Here is a 14,479-nt window from a genome sequence, read left to right as displayed (position 1 = left end):
AGCGATGAAAATTAGTTTTATTGGTTTCGGCAACATGGCACAGGCAATTGCGCGTACTTTACGCAATAATCGTGATTACCAAATTTTTGCTGCCTCTCCTTCCCTTGCAAAAGGAATTAATGATGATGGCTTTCACACCGACCATGATAATCTGGCAGTTATTAAGGATGCTGACGTCATTTTTTTAGCCGTTAAACCGGCGAACCTGAAAACCGTTTTAACTCAAATTAGCCCTCACCTGCCTCCAAACTGCTTACTGGTTTCGATTGCTGCTGGCATGAGTCTCTCCTGGTTAGCCCAATACTGTCCCACGAACCAAGCAATCGTCCGTAGTATGCCTAATATACCCATCGCTGTGCGGGAAGGAGCCACTCCCTTAATAGCGAATGATTGTGTTACCAACAAACAGAAGCACCTAATTGAACAACTTTTTCAAGCCTCTGGCCTCACGACCTGGGTTACGAAAGAAAGTGATATTGATTCATTGACAGCGTTATCCGGTAGCGGGCCGGCCTATGTCTTTCTTTTCATGGAAGCAATGATTAATGCGGCCAAAAAACTTGGGCTTGACGAGAACATTGCTCACAGCTTCACCTTGCAAACAGTTCTCGGAGCTGCCCATTTAGCTAAAAATAATACCCTTGAACTGTCTGCTTTACGAAAAAAGGTGACCTCTCCCTCTGGCACAACTGCCGCTGCACTCGATATACTGCGACAACAAGGATTCGAAGAGCTGATATTTCAGGCAATGAAAGCAGCTTGTGAACGCGCACAACAACTGGGATCCTAGTGATATTCAGCAATAAATCGATGCTATAAACACGCTAGGATAAATTTCTAATTAACCTTTTTTGCGAGGATATGATGGCGGGATTGATGGCGGTTACCTATTTTCTGATCAGCCTATTTTTCAATTTGTTTTTGTTTGTTTTATGGTTACGTCTTATTTTGCGTTACTTCCATGTAAGTAGCCTGCATCCTGTGCACCAAGCGATAAACAAATTAACAGATCCTTTGCTCGGCCCACTAGAACGGCTGATAGGAACAGAAAAACTACCGGCAAAACAGCGCTATGACTGGGTCTGTTTTGGTCTACTCATTGTTGTTGAAATTATTAAATTTATAGTCCTTGGCTTGCTTCTTTATAAAACCCTCATGCCAATCTCCTATATTCTGTTATTTTCTGTGGCTGATCTTATTGTTCAACCCTGTAACCTGCTTTTCTATATGATTCTGATCCGGGTCGTTATGAGTTGGGTTAATCCAGCATGGCAACATCCTGCGAATGATATTATCAAGATGGTGACCGATCCTTTATTAGATTTAGGGCGACGTTTGGTACCTGATATTTCTGGTTTTGATTTTTCTCCTTTTATTGTTTTAATTATTTTAAAGGTGATTACTCTGTTCATGAGTGCATCAATGCCTTTACGACTTGTTTAGCCTATTTTTAAACGGCAAAACTACATTGGGAGAGCTATACTTGAATCAGGTTGCAATCATTTTGGACACGCTTATGACTAGCCGATTCGTAACTGCCTTAGGGATAGCCTCTTTTTCTTTATCTTTCAATGTGCTTGCTGCTCAATCCTTTTATTGTCCACAAAATGCAGGCTACATCAATATTGGTATGACAACAGACCAAGTGATGGCTGCTTGTGGACAACCCTTAAGTAAACAGCAATTAAATCGCCCAGTCACTCAAAAAGTACCCATGCAACAACTCATGTTTAACAATCAGGGTAGTCAGACAGCCTTTTATGGTGTTTGGTCTGTCCCTGTAGGTACAAATAGCGGCGCACAATTGGAAGTTGATGTGATTGATAATAAAGTGAGTGCCATCCGTCTCAATGGTAATAGCAGCAATGCCTTTTCTATCTGTGGCGGCCGGAGTATTCAAGTGGGGGATCCCGTCACCTCGGTTTACAACGCCTGTGGTAATCCCTCCGTTGTCAATAATACCTTTATCAATCAACCCATCGTGAGTAATCAAAAACCAGAATTGTGGATTTATCAGCCTGGACAATACCAATCACCAATTAGCTTGACATTTGTTAACGGCAAATTACAATCCATCGATTAATTTACAGCGTGGAAATAACCATGAGTGAAACGATTGATGATTTAACAATTGCTTATAGCGAAGATGGGACGGAAACGACTCGCGAACTGGGAAAAGAGGTATTATCCAAAGGCGCCTGGACGACGATTATGTTCCGCTACCAGGATTGGGATGCGAGTAAAAAAGAGTTCGGCCCAATCAAATACTCAATCAGACGTTATCAAAAACGTAATAACCAATACTGGATGAAATCTAAATTCAATATTTCCAGTGAAGAACAAGCGCGAAAAATTATTGATGTTTTAACCACCTGGTTAGCAGAGAATAAACAATAATCACCTTAAGACTCGGGATTTTTAACTTGCTGCCTCGAAAGAGGCTGGCTTCCGAGAAATCAATATTTTTTTGAACAAATTGTTTTAATTTATGATTTAAAATTCATGTCTTTGCCACGCAGTCAGCAAACCAACACTAACCAAGTCTAGCTTCTTTTCGAATAAGCTGTAAAATTACTCTCAAATATTATTACCAGTCTGTTAAATTAATTGGCTAAAAAAATAAAAAACTGTATCTTCTTTCTGGGTAAAGAAATTTAAACTTATTTGAATTTCTCTGTACTGCATTGACGAAAAATAAAATAAATGTATAATTGCTAACCATAAATTCAATTTAGTTAACATCTGGGAGTGGAAATGGGCATCGTTAGTTTTTTCCAAAATGTAAAAATTTGTACAGGTCAAAATACACCTGATGTAAAAAAGAATTTTTTCCAAAATTATGCAGATCACTTGGATTTTCTGGAAGAAAAGTTTAAGAAAAAAGGTGCAACGCTCATGAAAATGACCTTTGATGATGGTTTTGCTTTTTTATCTGAGCAAGCGCTGGAACGTTTGAAGATTTTTGAAAGCTTACGTGATGGCCATGATTATTTTGATGAAGTCGTTGGTGCCACTGCCATACCGCTTATGAGTTTAGCCGTCGCAACCGTAGCTGCAGCAGCTGCTATTTGGGAAGGTGTTCAAGATTTGGCAATTCACACTGGTTTTATGAAAGCTAAAGACAAAGTTTCTATCGATGAAGATTTGCAGATGTCTCATTATCTGTTTGTCGCTGGCGCTGCCTTTTTATTGGCCGCAGCAAGTTTCCTTAAATCGGCTATTAGCCTGATTAGTCGACCTGTGGTTACTGCTATTCAAGGATTTGATAAACAAGATGAAGTACGCTTTTGTAACCAAAATGCTATGCTAGGCAATAAGTAAAATCTTAATCCTTGCCATGCAGTGACACTCTACTGCTGGCAAGGTGTTAACCCTCTCCAATTCAATTTTTTATTCCCATTCATTTTGGCAATTTACGAAAAGATACAGCAAGGCGATTCCAGCTATTTATGGTAATAATTGCCATCGTCAACTCGACCGTTTCCAACTCATTAAAACATTGGCGGACTTGTTGATAAGTCTCATCGTCAGCCTGTGTTTCTGATAATAAGGTAACGGATTCTGCCCAAGCCAGAGCTGCCCTCTCACGCTTGGTAAAAAAAGGCGATTCATGCCAAACAGCCACCGCATGTAAGCGGCGCTCTGTTTCACCTAACTTATGAGCCTCAGTAGTATGCATATCAACGCAGTAAGCGCAGCCATTGATTTGTGATACTCTTAATTTAACCAGTTCTAATAAGGTCTTTTCCAAACCACTTTTGCTAACATGACTCTCAAGACTGTAGAGGGCTTTGACCGCATCCGGAGAAATTTTATAATAATCAAGTCTCGTGTCCATTTCTTTATCTCCCTATTAAAAGAATAACTCTTTTATAGTAGTAACAACGATCACATTTTGTTAGTATCAAACACTACTATTTTACTACTTGATGAAAATTTAACCATGAAAGAACAAATGCAGGTCCTGGCGAATCTTACTGAAGAACAGATTAAAAAATTTACACTTGAAGAAGCCAATAACCATCTTGAAAAATTTAAGGAGCTTAATAACCTAGTCACGTCCATTTGGAGTCTTTTCGAATTATTCGAGCCAGGTGCAACCAAGCAACGAACCCTGGACCTTATCAATAACCATGCCAGTGGTATCGTTATTGAACAGATGAAACGATTCCAGGCACTCAGTAGCAGCTTGCACTTCTTCTCTTCTGAAGAATCTTTAGTCAAGGAGGATGCTTTATCCAATTTTGAAAACTACCAGACTATGGCACGTAATTATCTGGCATACACGGAATACAAAACCCAATTAGAAGAGAAGCAAACATTCATTGAGACACGTAGACAATCACTTCTTCCCGAAGAGAATTCAGAACATTGTACAATGTAGTAAGCTTAGCTAATCCACCACGTTGATTAATGGGGTTATTGGAAAATGTTGCATTAACCCCTTTGTTTAGTAATTTTGCTAATTGATATCTATTAAACCTATACCTGATTACCTTTTTTTGAATCTTCGTCCAAAGTGCTTTATAATCTACCGATCTATAGCTATTGGGTGCCTTCGGCATGAAATCTCGCTCCATTATCTTGCTCATGACACTCTTGGGCATCGTTTCAACATCTATCTTTATTTTTCAACACAAGAAAGCGGTTAGTAACCCCATTCCTATGAATGCAATTGCCGTTGAAACGGCAGCGGTTACGGAAAAAATCTTAGCAGAACAGTTTGAAACCCTGGGTAGTCTTGCCAGTACCGATAACATCGATATTAGTTCCGAATTAGCCGGGCAAATTGCAGCGATTTATTTCAAACCGGGAGCCAGTGTAAAAAAAGGCACGCTTTTAATCCAGCTCGATAATACCGTTTTAAAAAGTGAATTGGCCAGTGCAGAAGCCAATCTCACACTAAGTGAAACAAGCTACCAACGTATGAATGAATTGGCCAAACGTAAACTTGCCTCGGCACAAGCCTTGGACCAAGCCTCAGCTGATTTGCAGGAAAAACAGAATACGGTGAAAGCCAAGAGGGCCCAATTAGAAAAACTAAGCTTACGGGCACCTTTTTCCGGGACGCTGGGCTCAAGACAAGTCAGTGTAGGGCAATATGTAAAAGTTGGCCAACCGCTGGTCCATTTGGTCGCCAATCAAAAATTGCGAGTCGAATATAATCTGCCAGAACGTTACTTACCCCGTTTACAAGAGGGACAGAAAGTCAATGTGGTTTCTGATGCTTTTCCTAAAAAAATTTTTCAAGGCGTGGTTAATTATATTGATCCAGCAGTTGACCGCGAAACACGAACTATCGCGGTGGAAGCGTTGATCGATAATCCGCAACGCATACTGTCTGCGGGATTGTTTGTGCGAGTCAGTCACCAGTTTGGTGAAAAGAAAAAACGTCTCCTGGTTCCCGAAGAAAGCCTGATTCCGACTATCCATGGTCAAAAAATCTTTGTATTACGTGATGATATAGCCGTCGCTGTCCCTGTTGAAACAGGCGCGCATCATGCCTCGATGACCGAGATTTGCAGTGGCTTGCAAGCCGATGATATCGTGATTGTGCGAGGTCAACACAAGCTCAAGGAAGGAAGTCACGTCATTGATATTCATGAAGGGTAGGAAATAGAGTGAATTTTTCCAAACGCTGCATCCAACGACCCGTTTTTACAATTGTTTTCACTTTACTAATGGTTATTGCCGGTTTGATTCATTTCAACAAATTGCCGGTAAGGCATTTACCCAATATCGATAAACCCATTGTCCATATTTCTACTGAATATGATGGGGCAAGTCCTGAATTGGTAGAAAAAGAAATTACTATTCCCATTGAAAATGCCTTGTCAGGTATATCAGGCGTTGACTCGCTACGCTCCACCAGTATGTTAGGTAAAAGCCGGGTTAATATTGATTTTCAACTGGGCGTTGATATCAATGAGATCGTTAGCGATATTCGTAACAAAATGTCCGCGATCCAGGCAAAACTCCCCAAAGATAGCCATGCACCGGTCGTCAGTAAAAACGACGCAGATGCAAATCCTGTTGCCGTTATTGGCTTTCATGATAAAACAAAAGACTCCCTTGAAATCACCGATTATGTCTCCCGTCACATCAAACCCAGGTTACAAGAAATTAAAGGGGTCGGAGAAGTAACCTATCATGGTGGACGAGATTACGCCGTTAAAATTGCCCTCGATCCGGTAAAAATGGCAGCCCGGAGAGTCACTGTTGCCGAAGTTAAAAATGCACTTACCCAGCAAAATCTCGACATTCCAAGCGGTCAAATTAAAAGCACTAACCGTTATTATACGGTAGTCACTCATGCACGTTTGCAAGATGCTAAGCATTTTGCTGATCTCGTCATTGCCCATCGTAATAATCAACTCATCCGTCTGGCCGAGGTGGCAACCGTTTCGGTAGGCAGCGAAAATGAAGATAATTTACTCCGTATTAATGGTAAATCGGCAGTTGGATTAGCAATCCTTGCGCAATCCACTGCAAATCCTGTCGACGTGGCAGCAGCGGTTAAAAAAACATTGGTTTCCTTGCAGCAAACCTTGCCCCCGGGTTTTAGCATTCAACTGGTTTTTGATTCAACCAATTTTATTAAACGTTCTATCCATGAAGTCTATAAAACATTTATTGAAGCCATTTTATTTGTTGGACTGGTGGTTTTTCTTTTTCTAGGTAATTTGCGCGCGGCAATGATTCCTATCATTACCATTCCTATTTGCCTGGTCAGTGCTTTCTGGCCTATGTACTGGTTGGGTTTTGAATTAAATACGATTACTTTATTAGCAATGGTATTGGCAATTGGCTTGGTAGTGGATGACGCTATTGTTGTACTCGAAAATTGCCACCGCCATATGCAGGCAGGATTATCTGCCATGCAAGCAGCAATAAAAGGGAGTACAGAAATCGTTTTTGTTGTCTTGGCAATGACAATCACCCTGGCAGCAGTTTATGCCCCTATGGGCTTTGTTGCCGGTTTTACTGGCAAACTATTCCTGCAATTCGGGACCACCCTGGCTTTGACAGTGATTATCTCTGGTATTGTTGCTTTAAGTTTATCACCCATGATGTGTTCAAGGCTTTTACGACATCAAGAAGGTCGTTACAGCCTGTGGTTAGACAAACAATTTGAAAAACTAAGCACTCGTTATCATCAAAGTTTGTTTGCCGTACTTAAGCAACCTTCACGTCTTGGTATTTTAGTTTTTTGTTCTTGCCTCATTGGCTTGTTTTGCTATCTACGCCTGGGGGCAGAACTTGCTCCAACAGAAGATCAATCGTATATCATAGCCCCTATCTCTTCACCGACTAATGCCAGCACGGCTTATACCGATCAATATAGTCGCGAGCTAGAGGCCGTTTATGAAACAATTCCTGAGAAAGTAGTCTATCTTACTTCAGTAAAACCCTCATCGGCCTTTACTCTCTTAAAATTAGCTCCCTGGAATGAACGGCACCGTAGTCAAAGAGAAATAAGTAATGAGCTTAGCGAGAAAATGCAAAAAATTACTGGTATCAATGTTTTTCCCGCAAGTCCTAACCCCTTGGGTCATCGAGGTGGAGGAGGAATTAATAGTCAGTTTAGTATGGCCCTTTTAGGGAATACCTCCTACCTGCGGTTAAACCAAATTGCTAACGACATTACCAAATCCCTGTCTGACGACTCGCGCTTCAGGCATGTAAAAAATAATTTAGCCTTGGATAGCGAACAGATTGATGTTGAAATTGATCGGCAATTAGCGGCTGATCTAAATGTGAATCTAGCGGACGTGGCGGAATTACTTTCTACAATGCTGGGAGGTAGTAACCCGGTGAATTTTAATTACGACGGTCAAGCCTACAAGGTGATACTACAGCTACAACAAGCTGAGCGCCGTGATATTTCTGTATTAAACAAACTTTATGTCCAAAGTGGGCGTGGGCGTATGATCCCTTTATCAACCCTGATTCAGATAAAAAATACCATTGGCCCAGACAGTCTCCCCCATCTAAATCGTTTACGCACGGCCAATATAACTGCGGAACTGGCTCCTGGGGCTCATTTGAACGAAGTACTCACCAAGGTAAAAAGACTGTTGAAGGAAAAATTACCAGAGGACATTCAATACCACTTTACTGGCGCTGTAAAAGACTATCTTGAATCATCAGGCAGTAGCCTATACGCTTTTTTACTAGCCCTTTTATTCATTTATCTGGTGTTAGCTGCACAATTTGAAAGTTTTATTGATCCTCTCATTGTACTTTTTAGCGTTCCTTTATGCCTGGTCGGAGCGGTTATTGCGCTGTATCTGTTTGGCGGTTCCTTATCAATCTATAGTAATATTGGGATGGTGACGCTTATCGGCTTGATTACCAAACACGGCATCATGATCACAGAGTTTGCCAATCAACAACTCAAACTTGGTCATGATCGATTAAATGCAGTCATGGAAAGTGCTCGCATTCGATTACGGCCTATATTAATGACTACTCTGGCAATGGTCCTAGGGGCTCTGCCTTTAGCATTGGCCTCGGGTGCAGGTAGTGAAAGCCGGGAGCAACTCGGTTTAGTAATTCTTGGTGGTATGGTGGTAGGCACCTTTTTCTCGTTGTATGTCGTACCTCTAGCCTACCTGTTGATCAGCAAATCCAGGGTAAAAATCCACGACCCTACTCAGGAAACAAACCACAGCCAAATACCCTCGTTACTTTCTGAATAATTTTATAATGAGACTTGGAAGGCTATTTTACATGCTGCACAGCATACCTGCGAGTATGTGAGCAGCGAAAGGCAGAACATCAAGCCATAAAAGTGCCACGGCAGTAGAAAGACTCTAGTGTTTTGGCAAGATTTTCACATTAGGATCTTTAGAGTAGGCGTTCAATATATCGACGACCAGCTGCTCCACAACGCTGGATTTTGCATCCTCCTCAATGAGGCCAGTTTGCTCTCTCATCGCAGCCAGTCTAGCTTCAATTTCTTTTGCAACTGAGCCATTAGGGAACATCGCCGCTAACAATCTTCTTGCTTCCGAAGGCCCTAAGTGACGATACAATTGATTACGGACTGCCGCGTCCTCTGCCGTGGTACTAAACGCCCACAACTCGACAGGTCCCAAGGTCAGCGTCAGTAATTGCACGTTAACACCATTCTTGGTTGCATATTGTACCAGGAAGGTTGCCCCCCCCTGGCGAGGGCCATGTACTCGTGTACGCAATGCCACTTTGGCTGTATTAGACAAACCGAAGATCTGACTGGTCTTTTCTACTGCCTGGGATGGGCCCGCATCCATCACATAAATTGCAGTACTGAAATCAATCATTACTGCATCAAAGTCATCAACTGATTGCGATAGCAAAGCAATTTGTACCTTCCATTTCCGACCCTCACGCATGTCGATAATGACCTGATCACGAACTGCAGAGGATTTGGCAGTGCGGTGGAATTCGTCATAGACAATCCGTTTGGGATCTTCCCTAATTTCTAAAACCCGTTCTTTATGATATTCCTTATACTGCTCAGGGATATTGGTCAAACTTTCCTCGGTCAAGTAATAATGGCGTGCAAGTACATAACGCGCCAACATATACATAACCGAAGTCTGGCGATCTGCAGCGTCTCCACCACTCTTGGCAACCTCATCCAAATCGAGAGACACGACGCGTGCATCACCAATATCAAAACTTGTCACCCTTGATAGAATTGAATACTCACGAACCGCACCAGAAATCATACGAGAAAAAGCATTAATCAATGATTCACCCGTTGGCGCAGTGACCTTTTCATATAAATCCTCAATAGAGGGTGTACGACAGATTGAGGCGGCATCTGCAAGTAAGGGCATTGCATAACGTTGTGCCAACATAGCCTCATGGATAAAACCTGCTGAATAAAGGGAATCAGTTACTTCCCACCAGGTTGATTTTGAATCTCGAACAAAACCAATTTCCTCTAAAATACTGTCAATAAACTCTTCCACACCCGGCGAATAGGGGGTGGGATTAAATTCATCAGCCAAACTTTTATATAATTCATCAACAACCATACCTGCCAAATCAGGCATACCATCATAAGGTTTCGCAGCACCCAACGGGGTGGTCAGCAGCGTTAGGAAGTTAACTAAAAATGAACGCTCAATCGCTGTCGGGTAACGGCAACCTAACTGGGTATCGAAGGGATTAATTGAATAATCGGGCGTCATACGTAATCGATGATAGGCTACTAAATGGCGTTTAGAAGCAGGCAACGCCTCTTTAAGAAGCGATATGAGTCCACTACTTGAAGGACCAATATCAATAATAGCTATCCGAGGTAAGCGGGTTAGCCCCCCCGATAGGCAAAGTGCCAAATTCATCGCATTAGATAATACTGACTTACCAGAACCAGGACGAGCATACACCAAATCAATCCAGGTAGTTTGTTGGGTCGAACCTGGCTGAAATGGCCAGGGCTTTCCGTCGGGTGTACGAAATAACAAGGCACCATGCTCCCAGGGCGATGCAGGCCGTGTAATCGGTAACATGCTGATCACATCTGATAAAGGAGCTACAGAAGGCACGGCAGTACTATTGATTGTTGTGGCCAGCATACTGGAAACAAATCCCGCAAAAGGATCGCCGCAGATTTCAGATACGTCCGTTGAACCCCATCCTTCTATCGCTTTAACCAGTTCCGAACTACGTCGTCGCAATAAAGCAAGCTCCCCTTCTGGAGCCCAGGTAGCAGCGACTACCCGCAAACGTATGATGGAATCATCCGTATTAAGCTGTAAATATTTTAATAAGTTTACCGAATCACTGATTAATCTATTTTGAGCAGAAGAAAAGCTGAGGATCGCGGACAATAACCCTTTAAGTTTGATGGTACCTAATCCCTCGCTCTCTATTAAAAAGGATATTCTCCAAGGAATATGAGAGGGTAAAATACGGGCAAACAAATTAATAAACGGCCTAATATCTTTGGGGAATAAATCAATAAAAACCGAAGAATAGATTTTATTACCAACTCGGACTGTGCGTAGATCGAGAGCTTCCGCATCACGTGGAAGTACTTGTTTAGCTAAAGAGGGCCATAACAAATCGGAGGGGTCTCCATCAAAATTATTCACCTCACGTGGCATTATCTTATCGCCAGGGAGTGTCGCCTGCCAATCATCAGCAGTAAAATCAGGATCCGCAGTCATGCGGATAGCATGTACTGCATCATGAACTTCGACCAATTTTGCATAAATATTAAGCGCATCCAGATCGTTAAGTATAGAACGTACATAGGCATCATGCGTATCACGTAACTCTGGAATCGCAGCATAAATAGTCTGGGTATTTTTAAAAGGCGGCGCTTTGGTGTCTTTCAGCATTTTCATTTTAGCTTTATTTGCCGCCTTTAATTGTTCTTGCGATAAATTATAAGGACGGGTGTAAAGAACAAAATATAACCGTTCTTCAGCACAATATTGAGCCAGAAAATTAACACGTTCATTGAATAAATCGTCAAGGCCCAGTTCCAGACGCTTTGCTGTTGCATCAGCGGGCGCGTAAATGTCCTGGATAAGTTTTCTTATATTTTGTTTGTCATGGCTAAAATAGACTTGCAGGGCATGGCCAGGCCTGCCCATGGCAGGCTGAAACGCATTACTCAACCCTTCAACCAGGCGATCAAATTCTTCGGCACCGGCAAGCGCAGTAACGCCTTCAATTTTCAGAATAGACAATAAAGCGCCGTCATGGTTAACCAGGACCGTTGGACTATCAGCAGTTTCCAAATCGCAATAAGACTCGGTTGTTTGCTTCAATGAAGTACTTAACCAGGCAAAAAAGGTATCAACACCTTCAAAAAATGATTCTGACCAGTTCCCCATGCCATTTCCCTACCATTAAACGAATATTTTCAATGAACCCTACAAATTTAACCTTTATGCAATTAAGCTGACTAGTTATTTATGTTCTGTAATTTCTTCTAAGGCACTTGCAGCCCATCGCTCGATTTGTTTGCGGAATTTAGCTCTGGAAGGCAATAATCGGATGTTTTTAAAAAGGCTTTCAGAGACATCCTTTGATGTAATATTCGAATCAATAATTAATTGACCAAATATCGCTGGATCACTGGTTCCTTCACCATACTTTTCTTCCACAACTTGAGAGCGAAATTTAAAACTACGATAAATATTTTGCGCACTGGATTTGTATCCTGTGTCATTAGTAATTGCGCAAAAAAGAACGTGACAAAGACTGTTTAATTCTGGCTGACTTAGTTCAGGAAGATAAATTAATGTGCCGCCGCCATAGCCACCAACACCAACGGACTCAATAAAAAAACATTGGGCACAAAAACAGCACGCTGTTACAAGATTAGATAATCGATTATTAGAAAAATCATGATCAAGGTTCACAACTTCTTGATATAACCTTGCCTGAAACCCGCAAAACTGACAGGTATAGCGATCACGCTGAAAAACCTTTAGTTCGTAGGCTTTAAAACGCTCATCAGCCTTTCTGGCTGAATACATCCTCCATGAGCCAGGACTCGCTACAAGCTTTAAAGTCGTATTACGCCCCTGGTTCTCAGCCATATGACTATGCTCTCAATAATTGCAATGAATTAATAACAAAATCAGGAAGCAAAACCTGCCTTCCTGATTTCTAAAAATAAGTTTAACGTTTAACCACCACTACCACTGAAAATTGTACCAGTAGGACCAGCAGTTGAACCACCACTACCGCCAAACATGGTTGCTCCGGCCACACCTAGGATAGAGGGCAGGAATAATAGCGCTGCCGCAATAAAAACCAATGCGATAGGCGTACCAATTGGAATCTGGGTTGGGTTATCCTTATGCTGCTTAAATTTCATAATGGCACCGATAGAAAAGCCTAGTCCCGCCAAATACGAACCTGCAGTAATTAATTTAGCCAGGTTTGTAAATGATGCAGTAATTTGTGAGGCCATACTACCAATAGTGCTACTAGAAGCAGCTACCTCCCCAGCAATAATCAATAAACCAATACAAGCTGTGTACATCAATAAGCGTTTTTTATTACCACGCTTTGTATTTAATGTTACTGGCTTCTTCACTTTAATCTCTCCTATTATTAACCACCTGTACCATATAATGTATTATTGATGATTTGTAGCGTTGCTACAACATTCATCGCCAAAATACCACCAAAAACATGCATCAGCCCTTTACCTGTCCCCCCTGGAGGTTGGCCTTGCGAAGCAGAACGAGCTATCAGTACCCAGCCCCTCACAAACGCAACGACTCCTATTACCTGGATTATAATAGACAGCGCCCAACCTGCTTGGTTGCCCGGGCCAAACAGACTGCTAATCAATGGATTATTACTGTTTACCGGTGCATACTGTAAAATATTCGAAGAGCCAAAGGTAGTATTTAACATAATAGCCATTCCCGTAGGGAAATAAATTAACATTCCTGCTACTATTAAATAAATTACTGGCTCCTTCATGCTCGTATTACTCGACATCATTGTCCTGGACTCGCCGTACATCTTCAAGCTATAAATGGCCTTAAAAGCGAATGCCAAACCAATTACATAAGCGGCTCCTGTTACCATCCGCTCAACAGGGAGCAAATTAGTTGCAAGATTAGTTAAAACATCAACTTGACTTGCTATCCAAGAATTACTAGTTCCTGACATATTTACTTGCCTCAACTGTCTTGCTGACTGAACCTTATTACTTGACCTGAACTGGTTATTACACGTCCCTGACGTGCATCAATCAGCTTCACTACACCATAACCAGCTATTTGTGATCCTTCTCTAACAGTAAGTGTAGACCCATTTGTTGCAATTAACCATGCCCTGCCGGGTATTACTGCTTGAATATAGAAAACAGGTCGTGGAGGCCCTCTATGAACTACACGGGGCACAGGTTTTGGCGCAGTTCTGGTTGTCAATATGGCAATTTGGTTTGATTGCTGATCAACTTTAGCTGCCAGGGTAGTTAGCATTTGATTAAGATCAGCTATCTTGGTGGTTAATTCATTCACATTGCTATTAATACCACTTAACTGATCGTTCAGCGCATTTACTTCAGAGCGCAGATTTTGTTGACTTATTTCCAAAGCAGACAATTTTTGAGTGATTTGTGTATTATCAGGCCCTGCCTGTACTGGCGGGGTTGGAGGGGTCACAGGCTGTACTGTTGCAGTAACAGGTGGCTGTATTGGAGTAGGTTGAGGTGTTGCTGTTGTTATTGGTGGAACAGTTGTTGTCTCTGCATCGGTTGTTTTACCGGAGAAAAACATCCCCCAAAACTCATAAATGAGCATGATGACAATCACAATACCAACAACAATTAGCGCATTTCGTCTAATATCTTTTCTGCCGCCGCCATCAAACTTCTTTGTCTCCCCGCCAGCTGCTTCTGAAGGACGTGCCTCTTCATCCGATGAATCCGGACTTATTACATCCAGATCAGCAAACTGGTACTCATCACTATATTCATCTTTGTCGTCTGCCATTTTTTACCTGC

Annotated in this window: 14 protein-coding genes; 8 read left to right on the top strand and 6 right to left on the bottom strand. The window is 41.9% G+C overall.

What is annotated here, in order from left to right:
* Positions 1 to 4 precede the first annotated feature (4 nt).
* The 5 genes from proC (at position 5) to ACN4Z1_RS03055 (ending at position 3,321) form a co-directional block, all read left to right on the top strand.
* On the top strand, positions 5 to 790 hold the full coding sequence (gene proC / locus ACN4Z1_RS03075; protein WP_228363349.1) for a pyrroline-5-carboxylate reductase: 786 nt from the start codon (positions 5 to 7) through the stop codon (positions 788 to 790).
* A gap of 74 nt (positions 791 to 864) precedes the next feature.
* Positions 865 to 1,443, top strand: a complete 579-nt coding sequence (locus ACN4Z1_RS03070; protein WP_228364075.1) for a YggT family protein — start codon at positions 865 to 867, stop codon at positions 1,441 to 1,443.
* 73 nt (positions 1,444 to 1,516) lie between these two features.
* Positions 1,517 to 2,083 (top strand): DUF2845 domain-containing protein, encoded by a 567-nt coding sequence (locus ACN4Z1_RS03065; RefSeq protein ID WP_181879386.1) that lies wholly within the window; start codon positions 1,517 to 1,519, stop codon positions 2,081 to 2,083.
* A gap of 20 nt (positions 2,084 to 2,103) precedes the next feature.
* A complete protein-coding gene (locus ACN4Z1_RS03060) occupies positions 2,104 to 2,397 on the top strand; it encodes a hypothetical protein (protein WP_228363350.1) in 294 nt (97 codons plus the stop codon).
* A gap of 357 nt (positions 2,398 to 2,754) precedes the next feature.
* Positions 2,755 to 3,321 (top strand): hypothetical protein, encoded by a 567-nt coding sequence (locus ACN4Z1_RS03055; RefSeq protein WP_228363351.1) that lies wholly within the window; start codon positions 2,755 to 2,757, stop codon positions 3,319 to 3,321.
* Between the two features lie 79 nt (positions 3,322 to 3,400).
* Here the strand turns inward: ACN4Z1_RS03055 and ACN4Z1_RS03050 are convergent, their stop codons facing one another.
* Complete coding sequence (locus tag ACN4Z1_RS03050; protein WP_228363352.1) at positions 3,401 to 3,838, bottom strand: carboxymuconolactone decarboxylase family protein; 438 nt, start codon at positions 3,836 to 3,838, stop codon at positions 3,401 to 3,403.
* Positions 3,839 to 3,895: 57 nt separating this feature from the next.
* Here ACN4Z1_RS03050 and ACN4Z1_RS03045 point away from each other — a divergent pair, with 57 nt between their 5' ends.
* The 3 genes from ACN4Z1_RS03045 to ACN4Z1_RS03035 all read left to right on the top strand — a co-directional run bounded on the left by ACN4Z1_RS03045 (position 3,896) and on the right by ACN4Z1_RS03035 (position 8,702).
* Positions 3,896 to 4,384, top strand: coding sequence for a hypothetical protein (locus ACN4Z1_RS03045; protein WP_419388166.1), 489 nt, complete (start codon positions 3,896 to 3,898; stop codon positions 4,382 to 4,384).
* 179 nt (positions 4,385 to 4,563) lie between these two features.
* Positions 4,564 to 5,613: an efflux RND transporter periplasmic adaptor subunit gene (locus tag ACN4Z1_RS03040; protein ID WP_228363354.1), complete on the top strand. Its 1,050-nt coding sequence runs from the start codon at positions 4,564 to 4,566 to the stop codon at positions 5,611 to 5,613.
* Positions 5,614 to 5,621: 8 nt separating this feature from the next.
* Positions 5,622 to 8,702, top strand: coding sequence for an efflux RND transporter permease subunit (locus ACN4Z1_RS03035; RefSeq protein WP_228363355.1), 3,081 nt, complete (start codon positions 5,622 to 5,624; stop codon positions 8,700 to 8,702).
* 114 nt (positions 8,703 to 8,816) lie between these two features.
* Here ACN4Z1_RS03035 and ACN4Z1_RS03030 read toward each other — a convergent pair whose 3' ends face one another.
* From ACN4Z1_RS03030 to icmG, 5 genes are all read right to left on the bottom strand, one after another.
* Positions 8,817 to 11,840, bottom strand: a complete 3,024-nt coding sequence (locus ACN4Z1_RS03030) for a type IV secretion protein IcmB (protein ID WP_115221896.1) — start codon at positions 11,838 to 11,840, stop codon at positions 8,817 to 8,819.
* 75 nt (positions 11,841 to 11,915) lie between these two features.
* Complete coding sequence (gene icmJ, locus ACN4Z1_RS03025; protein ID WP_115221897.1) at positions 11,916 to 12,551, bottom strand: type IVB secretion system protein IcmJDotN; 636 nt, start codon at positions 12,549 to 12,551, stop codon at positions 11,916 to 11,918.
* Between the two features lie 89 nt (positions 12,552 to 12,640).
* Entirely contained in the window at positions 12,641 to 13,000 is a 360-nt protein-coding gene (locus ACN4Z1_RS03020) for a type IV secretion protein IcmD (protein WP_115222742.1), read from the bottom strand.
* Positions 13,001 to 13,071: 71 nt separating this feature from the next.
* A complete protein-coding gene (locus tag ACN4Z1_RS03015) occupies positions 13,072 to 13,641 on the bottom strand; it encodes a type IV secretion protein IcmC (RefSeq protein WP_228363356.1) in 570 nt (189 codons plus the stop codon).
* An 11-nt stretch (positions 13,642 to 13,652) separates the two neighbouring features.
* Positions 13,653 to 14,468 (bottom strand): type IVB secretion system protein IcmG/DotF, encoded by an 816-nt coding sequence (gene icmG, locus ACN4Z1_RS03010; protein WP_115221899.1) that lies wholly within the window; start codon positions 14,466 to 14,468, stop codon positions 13,653 to 13,655.
* Positions 14,469 to 14,479 lie beyond the last annotated feature (11 nt).

Source organism: Legionella sp. ST3F1, from assembly GCF_048553315.1.
Lineage (GTDB): Bacteria > Pseudomonadota > Gammaproteobacteria > Legionellales > Legionellaceae > Tatlockia > Tatlockia donaldsonii.
The sequence above is the reverse complement of the archived record's forward strand: the minus strand, read 5'-3'. Positions and strand labels throughout refer to the sequence as shown.

Coding starts and splice junctions, on each gene's coding strand:
- proC (WP_228363349.1), top strand. CDS start 5: ATGAAAATTAGTTTTATTGGTTTCGGCAACATGGCACAGGCAATTGCG.
- ACN4Z1_RS03070 (WP_228364075.1), top strand. CDS start 865: ATGGCGGGATTGATGGCGGTTACCTATTTTCTGATCAGCCTATTTTTC.
- ACN4Z1_RS03065 (WP_181879386.1), top strand. CDS start 1,517: ATGACTAGCCGATTCGTAACTGCCTTAGGGATAGCCTCTTTTTCTTTA.
- ACN4Z1_RS03060 (WP_228363350.1), top strand. CDS start 2,104: ATGAGTGAAACGATTGATGATTTAACAATTGCTTATAGCGAAGATGGG.
- ACN4Z1_RS03055 (WP_228363351.1), top strand. CDS start 2,755: ATGGGCATCGTTAGTTTTTTCCAAAATGTAAAAATTTGTACAGGTCAA.
- ACN4Z1_RS03050 (WP_228363352.1), bottom strand. CDS start 3,838: ATGGACACGAGACTTGATTATTATAAAATTTCTCCGGATGCGGTCAAA.
- ACN4Z1_RS03040 (WP_228363354.1), top strand. CDS start 4,564: ATGAAATCTCGCTCCATTATCTTGCTCATGACACTCTTGGGCATCGTT.
- ACN4Z1_RS03030 (WP_115221896.1), bottom strand. CDS start 11,840: ATGGGGAACTGGTCAGAATCATTTTTTGAAGGTGTTGATACCTTTTTT.
- icmJ (WP_115221897.1), bottom strand. CDS start 12,551: ATGGCTGAGAACCAGGGGCGTAATACGACTTTAAAGCTTGTAGCGAGT.
- ACN4Z1_RS03020 (WP_115222742.1), bottom strand. CDS start 13,000: ATGTACACAGCTTGTATTGGTTTATTGATTATTGCTGGGGAGGTAGCT.
- ACN4Z1_RS03015 (WP_228363356.1), bottom strand. CDS start 13,641: ATGTCAGGAACTAGTAATTCTTGGATAGCAAGTCAAGTTGATGTTTTA.
- icmG (WP_115221899.1), bottom strand. CDS start 14,468: ATGGCAGACGACAAAGATGAATATAGTGATGAGTACCAGTTTGCTGAT.